The 14,916-nt window shown below is 60.8% G+C and carries 19 protein-coding genes and 3 pseudogenes; 4 read left to right on the top strand and 18 right to left on the bottom strand.

Going from position 1 to position 14,916, the window contains the following annotated elements; genetic code table 11:
• Positions 1-21 precede the first annotated feature (21 nt).
• From M3O59_RS10605 to M3O59_RS10560, 10 genes are all read right to left on the bottom strand, one after another.
• Positions 22-1,398, bottom strand: coding sequence for a zonular occludens toxin domain-containing protein (locus tag M3O59_RS10605; protein WP_249054629.1), 1,377 nt, complete (start codon positions 1,396-1,398; stop codon positions 22-24).
• Positions 1,399-1,401: 3 nt separating this feature from the next.
• Complete coding sequence (locus M3O59_RS10600; RefSeq protein ID WP_116906998.1) at positions 1,402-1,737, bottom strand: phage coat protein; 336 nt, start codon at positions 1,735-1,737, stop codon at positions 1,402-1,404.
• Between the two features lie 4 nt (positions 1,738-1,741).
• On the bottom strand, positions 1,742-2,443 hold the full coding sequence (locus tag M3O59_RS10595; RefSeq protein WP_249046992.1) for a hypothetical protein: 702 nt from the start codon (positions 2,441-2,443) through the stop codon (positions 1,742-1,744).
• A gap of 595 nt (positions 2,444-3,038) precedes the next feature.
• Complete coding sequence (locus tag M3O59_RS10590; protein WP_164739998.1) at positions 3,039-3,176, bottom strand: hypothetical protein; 138 nt, start codon at positions 3,174-3,176, stop codon at positions 3,039-3,041.
• Between the two features lie 17 nt (positions 3,177-3,193).
• The gene (locus M3O59_RS10585; protein WP_116906996.1) at positions 3,194-3,451 is read right to left on the bottom strand and encodes a hypothetical protein; all 258 of its coding nucleotides are present in this window, start codon (positions 3,449-3,451) and stop codon (positions 3,194-3,196) included.
• Positions 3,452-3,453: 2 nt separating this feature from the next.
• Positions 3,454-3,750 (bottom strand): single-stranded DNA-binding protein, encoded by a 297-nt coding sequence (locus tag M3O59_RS10580; RefSeq protein WP_116906995.1) that lies wholly within the window; start codon positions 3,748-3,750, stop codon positions 3,454-3,456.
• Positions 3,747-4,688, bottom strand: coding sequence for a rolling circle replication-associated protein (locus M3O59_RS10575; protein WP_249046999.1), 942 nt, complete (start codon positions 4,686-4,688; stop codon positions 3,747-3,749). Before M3O59_RS10575 ends, M3O59_RS10580 begins: the two co-directional genes overlap by 4 nt.
• Before the next feature lie 91 nt (positions 4,689-4,779).
• Positions 4,780-4,956 (bottom strand): hypothetical protein, encoded by a 177-nt coding sequence (locus M3O59_RS10570; RefSeq protein ID WP_249046991.1) that lies wholly within the window; start codon positions 4,954-4,956, stop codon positions 4,780-4,782.
• Positions 4,949-5,122, bottom strand: coding sequence for a hypothetical protein (locus M3O59_RS10565; protein ID WP_181920689.1), 174 nt, complete (start codon positions 5,120-5,122; stop codon positions 4,949-4,951). Before M3O59_RS10565 ends, M3O59_RS10570 begins: the two co-directional genes overlap by 8 nt.
• Positions 5,119-5,343, bottom strand: coding sequence for a hypothetical protein (locus tag M3O59_RS10560; protein WP_249046990.1), 225 nt, complete (start codon positions 5,341-5,343; stop codon positions 5,119-5,121). The genes M3O59_RS10565 and M3O59_RS10560 overlap by 4 nt, the downstream gene beginning before the upstream one ends.
• A gap of 129 nt (positions 5,344-5,472) precedes the next feature.
• Here M3O59_RS10560 and M3O59_RS10555 point away from each other — a divergent pair, with 129 nt between their 5' ends.
• Together M3O59_RS10555 and M3O59_RS10550 are read left to right on the top strand one after the other, a co-directional pair.
• Positions 5,473-5,907 (top strand): DUF3693 domain-containing protein, encoded by a 435-nt coding sequence (locus M3O59_RS10555; RefSeq protein ID WP_373418969.1) that lies wholly within the window; start codon positions 5,473-5,475, stop codon positions 5,905-5,907.
• A 285-nt stretch (positions 5,908-6,192) separates the two neighbouring features.
• Positions 6,193-6,291 (top strand): annotated as a pseudogene (locus M3O59_RS10550) (IS481 family transposase); the annotation flags it as partial.
• A gap of 199 nt (positions 6,292-6,490) precedes the next feature.
• Here M3O59_RS10550 and M3O59_RS10545 read toward each other — a convergent pair.
• The 4 genes from M3O59_RS10545 to M3O59_RS10530 are packed head-to-tail and all read right to left on the bottom strand — an operon-like array spanning position 6,491 to position 9,019.
• The gene (locus M3O59_RS10545) at positions 6,491-7,159 is read right to left on the bottom strand and encodes a glycosyltransferase family 2 protein (protein WP_116906992.1); all 669 of its coding nucleotides are present in this window, start codon (positions 7,157-7,159) and stop codon (positions 6,491-6,493) included.
• Entirely contained in the window at positions 7,156-7,758 is a 603-nt protein-coding gene (locus M3O59_RS10540) for a class I SAM-dependent DNA methyltransferase (RefSeq protein WP_064630043.1), read from the bottom strand. The genes M3O59_RS10545 and M3O59_RS10540 overlap by 4 nt, the downstream gene beginning before the upstream one ends.
• Complete coding sequence (locus M3O59_RS10535; protein ID WP_064630041.1) at positions 7,755-8,513, bottom strand: PIG-L deacetylase family protein; 759 nt, start codon at positions 8,511-8,513, stop codon at positions 7,755-7,757. Before M3O59_RS10535 ends, M3O59_RS10540 begins: the two co-directional genes overlap by 4 nt.
• Entirely contained in the window at positions 8,501-9,019 is a 519-nt protein-coding gene (locus M3O59_RS10530; RefSeq protein WP_116906993.1) for an acyl-CoA dehydrogenase family protein, read from the bottom strand. Before M3O59_RS10530 ends, M3O59_RS10535 begins: the two co-directional genes overlap by 13 nt.
• Positions 9,020-9,615: 596 nt before the next feature.
• Here M3O59_RS10530 and M3O59_RS10525 point away from each other — a divergent pair.
• Positions 9,616-9,795, top strand: a pseudogene (locus tag M3O59_RS10525) (DedA family protein); the annotation flags it as partial.
• Between the two features lie 12 nt (positions 9,796-9,807).
• Here the strand turns inward: M3O59_RS10525 and M3O59_RS10520 are convergent.
• Entirely contained in the window at positions 9,808-10,818 is a 1,011-nt protein-coding gene (locus M3O59_RS10520; protein ID WP_082925906.1) for an IS630 family transposase, read from the bottom strand.
• 212 nt (positions 10,819-11,030) lie between these two features.
• On the opposite strand from M3O59_RS10520, the gene M3O59_RS10515 reads away from it, so the two are divergent.
• Positions 11,031-11,306: a hypothetical protein gene (locus M3O59_RS10515; RefSeq protein ID WP_116906947.1), complete on the top strand. Its 276-nt coding sequence runs from the start codon at positions 11,031-11,033 to the stop codon at positions 11,304-11,306.
• Positions 11,307-11,577: 271 nt separating this feature from the next.
• Here the strand turns inward: M3O59_RS10515 and M3O59_RS10510 are convergent.
• The 3 genes and pseudogenes from M3O59_RS10510 to M3O59_RS10500 form a co-directional block, all read right to left on the bottom strand.
• A pseudogene (locus M3O59_RS10510) lies at positions 11,578-12,621 on the bottom strand (Gfo/Idh/MocA family protein).
• 262 nt (positions 12,622-12,883) lie between these two features.
• The gene (locus tag M3O59_RS10505) at positions 12,884-14,197 is read right to left on the bottom strand and encodes a PQQ-dependent sugar dehydrogenase (RefSeq protein WP_116906949.1); all 1,314 of its coding nucleotides are present in this window, start codon (positions 14,195-14,197) and stop codon (positions 12,884-12,886) included.
• Entirely contained in the window at positions 14,194-14,610 is a 417-nt protein-coding gene (locus M3O59_RS10500; RefSeq protein ID WP_064630033.1) for a hypothetical protein, read from the bottom strand. Before M3O59_RS10500 ends, M3O59_RS10505 begins: the two co-directional genes overlap by 4 nt.
• Positions 14,611-14,916 lie beyond the last annotated feature (306 nt).

Below are 14,916 nucleotides of genomic sequence, written 5' to 3'. Positions count from 1 at the left end.
GTTATATGACGCGTCAAGAAACTACATATCCAACGTGGTTGGACCGGTATAGGTAGCCGTCGAATAGGCTTTGGATTCCGGGAACGTGCCCAACGCCCTGGGTGCGCGCTCAATGGTCACTCCAGAGGTGCCGGGGTCTCTGGCAGGGCTCTGTGCGCTGGCGCGCACACCCGCCCCGCCGCCGACCCCTCCCGCCTCGGCCGTGTTGTAGGTGCGCGCCTCTGGCTCACGCACATTTGGCTGACGCGGCCATGCGGTGGCCACCTGCACGATATCGCCGGCTTTAAGCCTGACGCCGTAGCTGGCGACGGTCACTTCCATGCCCAAATCGCGGAGTTGATCGAGGTCGAGCATCTGCACCGCGTTGTTGCCGGTGTCGATCCACTCCACCCAGGCGCGCGTTTCCTCGCCCACCTTTGCCATCGCGGCAAGACGCAAGCGACCCATGTCGCCGAGGTCCACCACAAAGCGCTGTTCCGGGTTGAGCTTGTCTTTCGGGTCCGGCTTTGGCGGGGGCGCTGCTGGCGCTGTAGCTGCGCCAGGAAGCGGCATAGCCTGCCCAGGCTTGAAGGTCTGCCCGACGACTGACGCAGGCGCTCCTGACGAGGCTGGCGCGGCCTGTGCGTGGCCCACACGCCCATCCTTAAACATATGCTCGGGTTCCCGGAAGAAGCGCAGCACCCACCAGCCGGCGAGGCCGAAGACCACCAACGCGATGATCAGGCCACCGGCCACCAACGGCCACACGGTCTTGCTGCCTTCCTTGTAAACCTCAGTGTTGGTGGACCCAGGCGCGTAGCCGTGATACAGCGGAAAAATGGCCTTGTCGTACTTCTCCACCTTGCTGCCGATCTTCTGGAATTTGCCGGCAGAGATGGAGTGATTGAACGTCACGCGATACCGGCCATCCATGCCGAAAGCGCTCAGCTTCTGGAAACTGTGCTTACGCTCGATGCGGCCGCGCACCGCCTCATGCAGACGCTTGAACATCTGCGTCATGATGATGCCGTCGCCGCCGTTCTGACCGAGCAGCGCAAAAAACTGTTCCGTGGCCGGGTCAAGCGGCTGACGCGACTCCACGTAGAACTCATGGATTTCGTCGATCACCACAAGCGCATCTTTGAAGTGATCCTCGATCACCCACCGCTTGGTTTCCTTGTCCTGCCGCGCCTTGAACGTCTCCACCACATCCTTTGTTTCGACGTGGTGCAGGAATTTTTCGATATGGCTCTCTGGCAATTCCAGATAGGCGGCAATGGCCTTGCGACAACCAGCGTCTTCGAGGCCGTTAAGGCGCGCCCACACATGCCGGCCACGCTTGAGGCTCGGCAACACGTGGTTTTTGATGCAGTCATACGACTTGCCAGAGCGCGGCACGCCCTCATTAAAAACGAACATTGGTCACCAAATCCCGAGGGTCAAAATGCGGCGGATGATGTAGAACACGCACGCCGATGCGATCACCGCCATGCACTTGTCAATCTGCAAGACCGTGATCCACCAGCCGATCGTTGCGCCAGCGCTTCCGAACAGCGATTGCAGGTTTGCGCCACTGAGAAACGTCGGCTCTGGCAGCATCGAAAACACCATGACAACCATGTCTAGCGTGTGCTTGAGCCACACCAAGAACAGATCGCCCATGAACTCCGCAAAGGCGTCCCACAGCGCTTTCAATGCACCGAGTAGCCACCCGGTTAGGTCAGCCAACCACCCTGCTTTTAAGATCGAATTGAACATGATGTCAGGTCACCGATATACGAATGGCGAAATAGACCACGATGGCGAGTAGGACCCAGCCCATCGCAATCAAGGCGTTGTAGACCGTGCCCGAACAATGCGCGTCAAACGTTAGGCTAGGCGTCCACTGTGTGGCGCCAAGCGCAAAAACAGGGCACGAACCACCACCCTGCACCATCATAAAATTGCGAATCGAATTGAGGATCGGCGTGTTGCTCACCTTGCCGTAATACTCACGCATCAAGCCATCGACCGTTAACTCAGTGCCTTGATACAACTCACCGACCGATTGCCCAGGCGCACCAGGACCATCATCGTCACCCTCACCATCGCCATCACCTGTACCTCCACCAGATCCACCATCCGTACCTGTTCCATCACCCTTGCCAGTGCCCGTGTTGCCATAGCTACTGTCAAACGTGGTGATCGTTGAAGTGGTCGTCGTGCCGCCCTTCGTTTCAGACACGGTGCCCTGCCCTGTTACGGTCCAATCGCCGCCATTCGCTGGCGCATCCTTGGGGGCGTTGATAGACGTATTGGAAGGCGATTTGGTCGCCGCCTGATTGTTGTTGTCAGCCTTCTTAACGCCAGCTTCCCCAGGTGACCAACAGAACTGCTTGCCAGTGGACGCCGCAGCACACTGCCGCCCATCAGCCTTTACACACTGCGTAAGTGAGCCACTCTGAACGCAATCCTCGCTAGTCACCGGCTGACCTGTTCCATCACCGTAGACACAGGCCTCACCACTCGGTTTCGCACCCGCAAGGCTAAAGTACGTGCGTCCTCCCACGGTCATCGTTTCAGAAGAGGTAGCCGGCCCGTAAGTGCAGCCAGCCGAACAACTAGAGCCATTGCCAGCAGACGACCAGCCAGACGTGCTAACAGGACGGCCCGAACAGGACGCGCCGGAGTTGTAATAAAACGCACCGCAGTTCTGCTCAACCCAAGCTGCCCCATTATCAGAATCGTATTGGCACTGATAATAATAAGTTGTCCCAACCAACAACGTAGGGCCAGGACACCTTGGATTCCTGCGGCCAGTCGGTGACGCACTAACGTTCCTCTGTGCAACACTCATGCATTCGGAATACGCAGCACCCTGGTCCGAAAATGTAGCCGCAAGCGCACCTGCAGAAAGTAGGCACAGCACCAAAAACAACAAGGGTCTCATCGGTCAATCCCCTTGACGACGGCCCAACCGCACGTGATGCCGAGCAGGCCGAAAAATAGACAGATCAACATTGCTCATCCCCTTGAAAGAAGGAGGGGCGCAATGCGCCCCGTCCCCCTGCCCCGTTTGCTCACTTGGTGAACATATTCGCCAGCTTCTTGCCACCCCAGATGGCGAAGCCCACCGTTGCGATCAGTGCACAGGCAGCGATTGCAGCTGCGACGATGGTTGCCGCGTCCAGACCCGTTGTAATTCCACCAAAATCCATGTTGCTCTCCTCATTGATTAGGGCCGGGTGTCATGAAAAATGTTCGCGACCGACCCGGCTAAGCGGCACGCGACATAGAGAAAAACGATTAGTGACAACGTGCCTGCGAACCACCCGAGGGCAACTTCTTTGTCAGGCATTTGGAACACTTGCTGCACGACCTCGTAGACGCCGTGCTCTGCGCCGCTCACCAGCACGTACCCGCTGCACTCGGCCACCGGTTGCCCGGTAGGGATCAACGTGCCGTCAGGCTGGAGAGCGACGCACATGGACATGATTAGGCGACGCGCGCCGCAGGCTGCGCAGCCTTGGCACCCTGATCAGCTACGAGCCGAATGCGGCGACCAAACTCCAGGCCACCATATTTGCTGTTCTGCAATGACTTGGGATCGATCACGTAAAAGCCCTCCGTGTACGGCGCTTGATCTTCGTCAAGCCCAATGGTGAACGGCAACGGAAAATCACCGTCGCGCAAAACAGCGGCGGTCTGCTCGCGGAAGTGCGTTGCAGGCTTGCCATCACGGGCAGGAAACGAGCGGACGGCAACAGCGGAACTCAAGATCTGAATTTTCATAGTGGGACTACCTTCCAGGCGAATGTCCGGCCGAAAATGAATGTGACTTTCCACGGAGACGGCCAGAACTCTCCGGTAAGCCTGTCGAACCAACCGCCCTTTGCTTTGCGGATATCCGCTTCGCCGCCGAGAGCTTCACGGGCGTCTTTCGGGGCTTTCCACCAGCGCAATTCGCGCTTGGATTCGCTGTTAAGTCCACCGACACCGTGAGTGCGGAATCCCTTGGGAAAAGCTCCAGCTGTAAGGGCAGTGAACTTGCTTGCGTACTTGGCGAGATAGCCGACGCAGTTGCGGGCTTTCTCCATTTTGGTGTGACCATGTTTCCACCATCCTTTCTGATCGGGCTTGCCAAACCAGATGCCTTTGGCTACCCAGATGAGGAGGTGGTAGTGGGGGCGGAGACGTTGAGTAAGCTCGCCGACCCATATGTAACGAAGGCTTTGACCTTTAAACCGGCTCCGTCGATTTGCAATTCGATTGAGGTGGCTGCGGAAGCATGCAAGTAGGCCGCTAACGTCGCCAGGGCTTGCGTTGCTTCCATCGTCGTAGGTGAGCGTGAGCATGTACCACGCACCTTGTCGCGAACCTTTCCGTGCTTCCTGGTCATGCAAACGCGCTCCGGTGATAACGGACTTGCGCAGCCGTTGCGCCTTCGCTTGAAGGGGATCTATTTCGATGGTGACGGTGCCGGTTGGCTTGCCGCCCGTTTGAGTTGTTTTGTAATGGACAAGCCCAAGGGCCAGCGCTGCGCGCTGGCCCTCAGCGGTCAATGCGATCGGATGGGCAGCGTCGAACTCACGCACGCTTGTGCCGACCACACGCTTGTTCTTTTGGATCTTCTCTGCGGCAATTTCAGTGCGGCGCGTAGCGGCCTGCATGACGCCAACAGATGCATCGAACGCAGACAACTCACGGGATTGCGTGGGCTGTTCCTGCATGCGGATGCGTGCGTTTTTACCGGTGCATGCGACGCAGAGGCCACCGGGAAAAAAATAGACAGTGGTCGCGCCACAGAATGAGCATGTGCCGTCAGCCACGGTAGACCTGCATAGCAGAGTCACGCGCCTGAGCAGCATCGATACGCGATGCGAAATAGCTTTGCTCGATGGATTTGCCGTTGACAAAGATGGTCAACACATAAATGCGCCGACCGCCGTGCACTGGTGCAGTAGAAATGCACCATTCGACAGATGGGGAATCACTCATGACCGACACCGCTCAGATAGGCGAGCACACCGGCAGGCGTAACAAACAAAAACACGCCACACACCCATGTCCACGGCTCAGGCAGGTAGTAGGCACCGATGATGAAAAGGGACACGAACGCAGCGAGACCCCAGACAAAGCCGATGCACTTTGCAAACTCTTTCATGCGACCACATCCATTTCGCTCTGGGCGCTGGAAATCGTGACGCGTCGCGAAATTGACGGAGCGGCAAGCTCAACGTAGCTTTCGATGATGAAGACCTGTTCGCGATGTGCGCGCAGCGCAGCTTGGTCGCGACGGTCAAGAATGCAGGCGACCAATCGGGCGAGGCCGACGATGGCGGTCAGCGCGGAAGCGCCGATCAGTGCAAGTGCTTGTGTGTCCATGAAGCCCCCTCCCCTGCCCCTTGACCCGTGCCCCGGAGGGGAGCCGGGGAGCGGGAGATTCAAAGACCCTTTGAATCCGGACGTGATTCAATACCCCTTGTAATCCAATGTCAAGGGTCTTTGAAAATCATGTCAACAATCGATGCATTGCTCGACGCGGCGATGAAGGCGGTGCACGCGAAGAACGACACAGAATTGGCTAAAGCGCTGGGAATCAAGCCAGCAGCGGTGAGCAACTATCGGAGAGGCGTATCGCTACCGAATGCGGTTGTTTGCGCGACGCTAGCCGGTCTAACGGGAGAACCGTTAGCAAAGGTGTTGGGGGTCGTGGGAGAGGCACGCGCGATTAGCTCGGATGAAAAGGCCGTATGGCGCAGATTGGCCGCGACTGCCATGTCCCTAGCGATTGGGGTGTCGCTCGCCTTGCCTGTGCGCGCTGAGGCGGTCACAAAGGCATTTCAGGCAAGCCCAAACTATACATTATGCGAAATGACGTGTAGTCGTGCTGGCCGTCTTCTGCCAGGTTTTCAGTTCGTGTCCCGTTCTAATCATGCCCCTAATTGATTTTGGAAGGACTTTTCTTGCAACAAACACGGTACCGTCTCCGCGCCCTTTTCATCTGCGCACGATCCCATGGCAAACTCACGCTCAACAACGACGGCAGCTACACCGAGACGTCAGGCAAGCAGTAAGGTCAGCGACGACCAGATAACTGCCAGTGCGGGCATTACCCTGGTGGTATCGAAAAACCCGCCCCGCGACAATGCGATGAGCATTATGGTTGGTGCGTCGGCCTCCACCGGAAGCGTGCTGGGCGGTGGCTACATGTGACGCGCTCTTCGTTAAGCCCTGAAGGGTCTGACACCGTATGAATTCATCTGCAAACAGTGGATATCTGAACCCGATTTGTTCAAGGTAGACCCGATCCATCTAATGCCGGGATTGAACATGACCTGGGTATCGCATCCTCCTGGCGTTCGAAAAGTTACCAGTTCACACCCGACGCATGGGGAGCGCGTAGCCGCGCCGGGGTTCGAAGGTGATCAGTAGGCAGCTCGCGCTTGAGGGCTGATGCAGCACGCTGCAGACACGTTGCGCCACTATCAACACCACCCATTGATGCACTTGGCCGCGTGTCGCCGCCGGCTTATGCCGGCGCCAACGGCAAGGCTTCCAGTTGCTTGAGAAAACTTGAGAAGCCGCCGAGTGCGCGCGCGTGCCGGCGGGCGCTGGTCAAGACGACCGATCGCGGTGACCAAGCGATCGGGGCCTGGATCGCCTGCAGTGCGTGGACCAGGGCAACATCTTCGCTGCAGGTCAACGCAGAAAATCCGCCGCACTGTTGATACAGGTCGGCGCGAACTCCAAGGTTGGCGCCGTGAATACGGCCGTGGCCTTCTCCGGTTGGCTGGGTCTGTTCGAAGCTACGCCGCACCTCGTCGGAGTAGTCCAGCCAATCATCTACTTCCACCACGCCGCAAAATACTCCGGCACCTGCCCTGCGTTGTTCGATCAACCAATCTGCCGGAACACGCGAGTCGGCATCGGTGACAGCCAACCAGTCCGCGCCCAGTGCAATGGCCTTGGACGCAGCCGAGGCGCGGGCGATGCCTACCCCGCCGGGCATGGGGACATCGATCACGTATGCGCCCAATGCCAGCGCCAGCTCAGCCGTGGCATCCGTGCAGCGGTCCACGGCGACGATGACTTCCACCGGTTCGTTTAACTCGGGGTGTGAGGCAGCGCGGAAGACCGAGCTGAGACACGCGGCCACGCACTCGGCTTCGTTGTGCGCCGGAATGATGACGGCGATCACCTCAGCCCTTCTTGCTGTGCGACCGACAGCGGCTGCGCCGTCCATGCTTCGAGCAGAAAGTCGCTGTCTTCGTAGCGATACGCCAGCGGGCGCGTCAGCAGCCGTGCGATGCAGGCATGGACCGCGACGCCATCCTGTTGCGCCTGCTCGAAAGGATGCTTCCAGTGGCACGCCAGCAGAAGTCCGTCCGGCGTGAGCGCGTCCTGGATGCGTACGATCAGGTCGTCGAGTTCGGCTGCGCCAAGGTAGTAACCGATCTCGCTCAGCACGATCAGGTCAAAGCTGCCCACTGGCCATTGCTGCGGATGGCAGGCTTGCAGGATCTCGACATTGCTACGTTCGCCTACTCGCTGTTTGGCCTGCTCCACTGCTGCTGCCGACAGGTCGGTTGCCAGCAGGTACTCGCAGCGGGCAGCAAGGCCACGTGTCACCTCGCCATTGGAACATCCCAGTTCCCATCCGCGTGCAAACTGGTTCTTAGGCAAGGTCGCCAACAGGATGTCGCGCTTGCGCGCTTCGTACCAACGCGTTGCATAACCGAAGGGGTCGGGCTGTTGGTAGATGCTGTCGAAGTAGTCGGCGTTGGCTTGAGCATTCATGGCAGATAGACCTCAAAGTCGCGCCGAAATCTGGCCAGCGCCCAGTCGGGAAGGATGGGAGCGCGCAGCGCGGGAGTGACGTGACCGGTCTGCGTCTTGAACGCTGATATCGCCTGCATCTTTGCAGCGTGCGCGGCGGGCGCAAGCGCAAGACGTGTTGCCGATGCCAGCATCTGGCTGTTGTCCGGGTCATCCCAATGCCACGCCCAGACCGGGAACTGGATCAGCTGTGCTGCGCAGGATGCAGCCGCGGTTACCGCTGCATCGGCGCATGCTTCGTGATCGGGATGTCCGTCGCGTGCATAGGTCACCAGCACCGCGTCGGTTGGTTCCAGCAGAGCGGCCAGCCGGTCGCCAAGTGCGGTCGCACCGGCACGCACTTGCCCATCTCCCGCATCCAGTCTGACCAGGTTGTCCGGATCAACCCCCAGGCACGATAACGCATGCCGCAGCTCTTCCCGACGCGCGGCAGCAAGCCGGGGTGGCGGCCAGGCGTCTTCGTGCGGATAGGCCGCTTCGCCATCGGTGACCGAGACGATCAACACCTCTCTTCCCGATTCGATTGTCATCGCAAGCAGCCCACCGCATCCCAGGACTTCGTCGTCAGGATGCGGGGAGACCACGACCACCCGGCGCGCGCTACCGAGCAGCTGCTCGAGCGTGGTCGTGGGGAGCGCATTCAACTGGCGCGAGGCCTTCCAGCGCGCTTCGGTGGTGCCCTGCCCTGCGATCTGCTCGCCTCTCAAAGCTGCCATGGGGTGGCCTCGCGTGCAGAGAGCTGCTCACCGAGCCATTGCTCGTCTTTTTCGGCGTGGGATTGGCGGATGAATGCGGCCAGGTCGGCGCAGCGCTGCGCATGCTCGGCATCGCAGCACAATGAGACGGGCCCCAATGCGAGCGCGGCGCGTTCGATCACGTCGCGGCAGATGCGGTCCATCAGGCTGCGCAGCTGGATGACGGCGAACTGGTGGCTTTCGGTTGGGGCGCTGTCGATCGTCGTTGCCAGGTCGTGCAGCATCAGCCGCGCAGCCGACAGCTGTGCATCGATGGCTCCCAGATGCGCTGCGGAAAACGGGTTGTGCATTACGCGGGGCGAGCGGCGCAGGTGCTCGGCAATGGCCGTAGCAGCGCCGTACCAGCAAGCCGCGATTCCTGCGCCGCCGTGCCAGAAGCCCGGCCGCTGTAGATAGAATTCCGGCTCACCCAACAACGCCGCCGGCGCGTTCTTGAACTGCCCGCTTCCGGTAGGAATGCCGACCATGCCGGGGCCGTGCCATTGGCTTGCATCGAGCTCGAACCGACCCTGCGTCAGCGCCACCGCAGCAAGCGGATTCTGCGCGCCACGTTTTACCGTCACCAGCGCATGCGTCACCACTTCCAGCTCTGCACTGCACCACGGCTTGATGCCGGACACGCTGCATACGTTCGCATCATATGTTGCGGTATCGCTTGGGCCACCGGCAGCCCACACTGCCCACACTGTCTCGGCCGGTGGGGGCGCCTGGCCGGCCTCGGAGAAAATGGACAAGGCATCGTAGTGCGCCTCCAGCACCTTGGCGAGTGGCAGGCTTTCCGCACCCAATCTGCTCAACGCCTGCCAACGCGCACGCGTGTGGCCCGAGCCGGGAGTGGGAAGCTGGGGCGTCGTGCGCAGGTGCTGACGGATGCGCTGCGCGAGCGCGCCGCTGGATGATCGTGGAAGCGTGCCCGGCAGGTGGTCACGGGCAGTGAATGGTTGAGGCATTCGTTAACGTAGATGCCGTATCGTCAACTCAGGGTGAGCCAGCATGCATGCGCCGAACACATTGCAGCGACGCTGTGCTCACTAAAGGCATATTCAAAGGCTGGATCAAACAGTATCGCAAATACGGCAAATGGTCGCTTTTACTGAGCTGGATGCCGGTCATTGGCGACCCGCTCACGCTTGCCGCCGGCGTCATGCGCGAGCCACTGCGTGCTGTTGTGCCATTGCTGGTGGTCGCAAAGACCACACGCTATGTCGTTGTCGCATGGGCGACGCTGGCTGTCGCCTCGTGATTGCACGCGTCACTAGTGCACTGAATCCGAGGAATCGGATGTGATGCGTCGAGTTGGATCAGCGAAGGTCCATTTCAGCGGTTTTGGGTTTTTGTTGTACTGGCGGATGTAGCGCATGAGCTTCTTATCGAGGTCTTTGACTGAGGAGAAAACCCCGCGTGTGATGACATCACGCTGGATGCGGGCGAACCAGTTCTCGACCTGGTTCAGCCATGACGAGTAGGTGGGGGTGTAGTGCATATGAACGCGGGGGTACTCGGCCAGGAACGCATGCACGAGCGGCGTCTTGTGGCTGCTGACGTTATCGCAGATGACATGGATGTCCCGGCCGTTGGACTGACTGGCGACAACCTCTTCGAGGAAGGTCACGAACTGCTCGCTGGTGTGACGAGCTGCCGTTTTGCCCAGCACTTCGCCAGTGCCCGTATTGAGCGCGGCGAACAGGCTCAGTGTGCCATTACGCTTGTATTCGAATCCGTGGCTTTGCGCGCGTCCGGGTGCCAATGCAAGCATCCGGTCCTTGCGGTCCAGCGCCTGGATCGCGGTCTTTTCGTCCACGCAGAAGACCACCGCGTGCGCAGGCGGGTCCAGGTACAGGCCGATCACGTCTGCGGCCTTGGTCTCAAACTCCGGGTCGTTGGAGACCATGTGGGTGTCCAACCGATGCGGACGCACGCCGTGTTTGCGCCAAATGCGCTGGACGGCCGAGAACGACACATTGCCCAGCTCGGCAGCCAGCTTGCGACTGCTCCAGTGCGTCGAACCGTCCTTGGGCTTGTGCTTGAGCGTGCGGTTGAGCACACGCGCTTCCAGCTTGGCCGTCGGTATCTTCGGCGCACGCCCAGGATGCACCGACACCAGCCCGGCCAGTCCTTGCGCCTCAAACGCCGCCGTCCACTTCGAGACGAATGCGTCGTTGCAGGCAAGCTTAGTGCGTATGTGGACTCGACGTTCTCCATCGCTCCAAAGCACAACACACCGCGCGCGGCGCACCAAAGCGGCGTTGCCGTGACGCTTGCGCATCACCGCCTCCAATTCAGCACGCTGTTGGATCGTCAACTTCGTTCTTTGCATGACACACTACCTGGGGATCATGCATCCGATTTCAATGATTCAGTGGACTAGGATGAGGTCCTGCCCGCTGCAATCGCGCACGGGCGCTTGACGCGGCGCACTTATGCTGTCGGCGCTGCAGGGTGGCTGCAGCGGGTGAGCGACACGACAAAGGAGCATGTATGAAGACATTAGACACGACCATCCTCGCTGGTTGCCTGGCGGCATTGAGCCCGATGGCCTACGCCGAAGTTGCCAATCTGACCAATAGCGCCGACGGCGCCAATCGCGATGCGGGCATCGCGGCGGTGAAGAAGAAACTGCAGGAAGCCTGCACATCGCGCAACGGCACGCCGGATCCTGGCTCGTTTAAAGTGGTGTTCGAGAAGACCAGCAAGAATCCGGATGTTCCCAAGCCGTATTACGTGGACGGTAAACTCAAGTGCGACCTGCCGTGACGTTGGGTTCAATTCACGAGCAGCACGTCGCGCTGACTTCTTTGAACCCGCGGGTAGAAGGGCGCCCCGCGTTGGTGGGGACGCCTTTTTGATGCCCTCAATACGGATGAAACGCACGAGATGCCCTCCATGCGAGATGGCCCTTATCGCCGCCACGTCACGCCGATTCCGGGCCCGGCCGCGAACGCATGGCGGTGAGCGCAGCCGTTCTATTGGCTGCTCTTGCGTGCAGGATTGGTAGGTGCCCTGCCCCGCGCTCTGCCACCGACGGTTATTGGCCTGCCACCACACCCAGTTGCGAGCGCGCCACGTCCAGTGTCGTCATGATCTGGATGACTTCATCGAGCGGATGCAACGGCGATTCCTTCAAGCCTTGCCCGATATAGCGCGCGGCTGCAGTCGCTTGCCAGGAGAGCCCCCCCATAGCCAGCGACGCCGGTGGTATCCGTCCAAAGCAGCGGTTCTATGGAGTCATCATTGCCGGCAAGACGCCGCGTGGTCGGGTTATGAAAATCGCCTGCCAGGTCGACGCGTCCGGCGCTTCCCGTGACGTAGGCGGTGGAACTACTACGCGCCACGATGGAACTGATAAGAGTGGATTGCGCATGCCCGCCATGCGACAGCACCACGGTTGAATACGCGTCGACACCGGTTTGCGTGCGCGCACCAATCGCGTTGATTGCGCTGGGAGCGCCAGGAGTCATCGAAGAGAACTGCACGGCATCAACGCCCAGGTCGAGCAGCGCGCCGCCACCGATTGCGGCATTGCGTTGCCGGTGCAATGGGTTGCGGGGCCCCGACTGGCTCAGGTCTGCAAACACATGCCGCACATCGCCCAGCGCTCCATCGGCCAGCAGCTTGCGTAGCACCGAGGTGTGGGGCAGATAACGGCTCCACATCGCTTCCATCAGGAACAGCCCGCGCGCACGTGCTTCTTGCAACAACACGCGCGCATCCGCCGCGCAGGTAGTGATGGGTTTTTCGATCAAGACATGCTTGCCCGCACGCAGGCCAGCAGGCCCTGCTCCAGGTGTTCGGTGTGCGACGTGGCAACGTAGACGATGTCGACGTCCGGGTTGCGCACAAGCGCCTCGTAGCTGTCGTAGGCGTATTCCACCGCCCAGGTATCGGCGAAGGCCTGGGCCCGTTCGCGGTTGCGCGAGGCCACCGCGAAGGGACGTTGGTTGGTATTGCTACGCAACGCACCGACGAATGCAGATGCGATCTTTCCAGGCCCTAATACGCCCCACCGCAAGGCGGGCTCGCCCTGGCCTGGAAGGAACATATCCGGCTCGGGAAATTTCGTCGGCAGCATGGATGTGTGCTCTGCATCCTTGATGTGGCGATGCTAGCAAACCGCTGCGCGATTCTGCGGCGGACCCATCGCAGAAGTTGTGTCTTGCACCAGGCCCACGTGCCTGGCACACAAGCGTTCGTGTCATGCGCACTTGCGTCTTCAAACTATGAAACACGCAGGCACCGTCGCAACGAACGACCTCAACGCAGGCGTAGCTGACTGCAGTTCCGATCCCGGACCTTGCGGGCCCGGGATCGGAGTCTGCACAGCTCGCTTCTGGTTACTGCGGCGCAGCAGCCGCAGTCTCCGGCGTGATGCGCCAGATGATGTTCGCCAGATCGTCGGCAACGATCAGCGCACCGCGCGGGTCGACGGTGACGCCAACCGGGCGGCCGCGGGTCTTGCCATCGTCGCCGTGGAAGCCGGAAACGAAGTCGATCGGGTCACCTGCCGGGCGGCCGTCGCGGAACGGCACGAAGACCACCTTGTAGCCAACCGGCGGATCGCGGTTCCAGCTGCCATGCTCGCCAACGAACACGCCATCGGCGAACTTGGCGCCCATCGCGGCAGACGAAAACGCAACGCCAAGTGCCGCCACGTGCGAGCCCAGGGCATAGTCCGGCACGATCGCCGATGCCACTTTCTGCGGGTCTTGCGGCATGACGCGCGCGTCCACGTTCTTGCCCCAGTAGCTGTAAGGCCAGCCGTAGAAGCCGCCCTCGCGGACCGAGGTCAGATAATCGGGCACCAGATTGGGCCCGATTTCATCGCGCTCGTTCACCACTGCCCACAACGCGCCGCTGCCTGGCTGGATGGCCAGCGCGGTGGGATTGCGGATGCCGGTGGCATACGGCTTGTGCGCGCCGGTTGCGGCATCCACCTGCCAGATCTGCGCGCGGTCGAGCTCGACGGCCATGCCGCGTTCGGTGATGTTGCTGTTGGAGCCGATGGCCACATACAGGTAACGGCCGTCTGCGCTGGCAGTGAGCGCCTTGGTCCAATGGTGATTGATGGCTGATGGCAGGTCGGTGACCTTGCTCGGCGCCCCGCTCGCCTGGGTCTGGCCATCGCGATAGTCAAAGCGCACCAGCGCATCCTGATTGGCCACATACAGCGCACTGCCCACCAGCGCGAGCCCGTACGGCGCGTTGAGCTTGTCGGCGAACACCGTCTTCAACTCATAGATGCCATCGCCATTGGCATCGCGCAGCAAGGTGAGGCGGTTGCCGCTCTTGGCCTTGGAGGTGCCCTTGGCCTTGATCGCGCCGGCAATCACGTCCTTGGGTTTGAGGTTGGGGGCGCCGCCGCCACGGCCTTCGGCCACCAGGATGTCGCCATTGGGCAGCACCAGTGTCTGGCGCGGGATGCCCAGATCCGTGGCGATTGCGGCGATACGATAGCCCGCAGGTACCGTCGGCTTGCGCTCGTTCCAGGCGGCCGGTTCGGCAATGGTCATGTCGGGCAGCAGACCGCGATCGGGCGCGGGCAATTCGGGGCTTGCGCCGCGCTGGTTGAGCTCGGGTGCCTTGCCGCATGCTGCCAGCGCTGCAGCGAGAATGGAAACCGTGATGATGCTGGTGGTCTGACGCTTCATCGTGCACCTCCTACGCGCAGACCGGACAATCCCGCCCAGGTCGCAACCAACGCAAACAATGTCGTAATCGCAGACAGCGCCAGCGCTGCAGGCATGATGGCCCATGCATCGCGGGCGTGATGCAGGGCGTCGAAGAAGCCGACGATCCATGCAGCGCCAAGCGCGATGACATAGATCAGGTTACGGCTTCCGCGCACCATCCCGACGATGGCGCACACCAGGGCAATGGTGGTCAGCACCATCGCGCCCACCAGCAGCCAGGACGCAAAATTGCTCCACTGGATCTGATAGCTGCTCCAGTAGGCGTAGTCGCTCAGCAGTGCGCCGAGAAACAATGGCCACACACCGCCGAGTACGGCTGCGTGGAACGGGTGGATGGCCCATGAACGGGTCGGGGCGGTAGTTGAATTCATAGCAGACTCAGTGGGGGCAATGGCGAAACGTGCCCCGATGCTGCCAGCTTGCATGTGATGAGGAGCGTGATAATGCAACGATTCATGCCTTCAGCCTGCGCGGCCGTGTGCATCTGGTGTGGGTCGAGTGATCGCAACACATGTGCGCGCTGTCGGGCCCGATTCCGTGGAAGCGTGTCGGCACGACCGCGGGCCGCGTCAGCCTGTGCAACGCAGCTGCATCTCGCACGCACGCCGATGCAGCATGCGATGACGGCGGCTGCGTCGCCCCGCTTCTGGATCGCCTGGGCCAGCCGCTGCGGTGCG

The organism is Xanthomonas nasturtii, assembly GCF_023337365.3.
Taxonomy (GTDB): domain Bacteria; phylum Pseudomonadota; class Gammaproteobacteria; order Xanthomonadales; family Xanthomonadaceae; genus Xanthomonas; species Xanthomonas nasturtii.
Note: the sequence above shows the minus strand (reverse complement) of the source record. Positions and strands in the feature narration are given on the sequence as shown.

What these genes read in the sequence shown, in the direction of transcription:
- M3O59_RS10605 (WP_249054629.1), bottom strand. Translation starts at nt 1,398, where the DNA reads ATGTTCGTTTTTAATGAGGGCGTGCCGCGCTCTGGCAAGTCGTATGAC.
- M3O59_RS10600 (WP_116906998.1), bottom strand. Translation starts at nt 1,737, where the DNA reads ATGTTCAATTCGATCTTAAAAGCAGGGTGGTTGGCTGACCTAACCGGG.
- M3O59_RS10590 (WP_164739998.1), bottom strand. Translation starts at nt 3,176, where the DNA reads ATGGATTTTGGTGGAATTACAACGGGTCTGGACGCGGCAACCATCGTC.
- M3O59_RS10585 (WP_116906996.1), bottom strand. Translation starts at nt 3,451, where the DNA reads ATGTCCATGTGCGTCGCTCTCCAGCCTGACGGCACGTTGATCCCTACC.
- M3O59_RS10580 (WP_116906995.1), bottom strand. Translation starts at nt 3,750, where the DNA reads ATGAAAATTCAGATCTTGAGTTCCGCTGTTGCCGTCCGCTCGTTTCCT.
- M3O59_RS10575 (WP_249046999.1), bottom strand. Translation starts at nt 4,688, where the DNA reads ATGCAGGAACAGCCCACGCAATCCCGTGAGTTGTCTGCGTTCGATGCA.
- M3O59_RS10570 (WP_249046991.1), bottom strand. Translation starts at nt 4,956, where the DNA reads ATGAGTGATTCCCCATCTGTCGAATGGTGCATTTCTACTGCACCAGTG.
- M3O59_RS10565 (WP_181920689.1), bottom strand. Translation starts at nt 5,122, where the DNA reads ATGAAAGAGTTTGCAAAGTGCATCGGCTTTGTCTGGGGTCTCGCTGCG.
- M3O59_RS10560 (WP_249046990.1), bottom strand. Translation starts at nt 5,343, where the DNA reads ATGGACACACAAGCACTTGCACTGATCGGCGCTTCCGCGCTGACCGCC.
- M3O59_RS10555 (WP_373418969.1), top strand. Translation starts at nt 5,473, where the DNA reads ATGTCAACAATCGATGCATTGCTCGACGCGGCGATGAAGGCGGTGCAC.
- M3O59_RS10540 (WP_064630043.1), bottom strand. Translation starts at nt 7,758, where the DNA reads ATGAATGCTCAAGCCAACGCCGACTACTTCGACAGCATCTACCAACAG.
- M3O59_RS10535 (WP_064630041.1), bottom strand. Translation starts at nt 8,513, where the DNA reads ATGGCAGCTTTGAGAGGCGAGCAGATCGCAGGGCAGGGCACCACCGAA.
- M3O59_RS10530 (WP_116906993.1), bottom strand. Translation starts at nt 9,019, where the DNA reads ATGGTCGGCATTCCTACCGGAAGCGGGCAGTTCAAGAACGCGCCGGCG.
- M3O59_RS10520 (WP_082925906.1), bottom strand. Translation starts at nt 10,818, where the DNA reads ATGCGCAAGCGTCACGGCAACGCCGCTTTGGTGCGCCGCGCGCGGTGT.
- M3O59_RS10515 (WP_116906947.1), top strand. Translation starts at nt 11,031, where the DNA reads ATGAAGACATTAGACACGACCATCCTCGCTGGTTGCCTGGCGGCATTG.
- M3O59_RS10505 (WP_116906949.1), bottom strand. Translation starts at nt 14,197, where the DNA reads ATGAAGCGTCAGACCACCAGCATCATCACGGTTTCCATTCTCGCTGCA.
- M3O59_RS10500 (WP_064630033.1), bottom strand. Translation starts at nt 14,610, where the DNA reads ATGAATTCAACTACCGCCCCGACCCGTTCATGGGCCATCCACCCGTTC.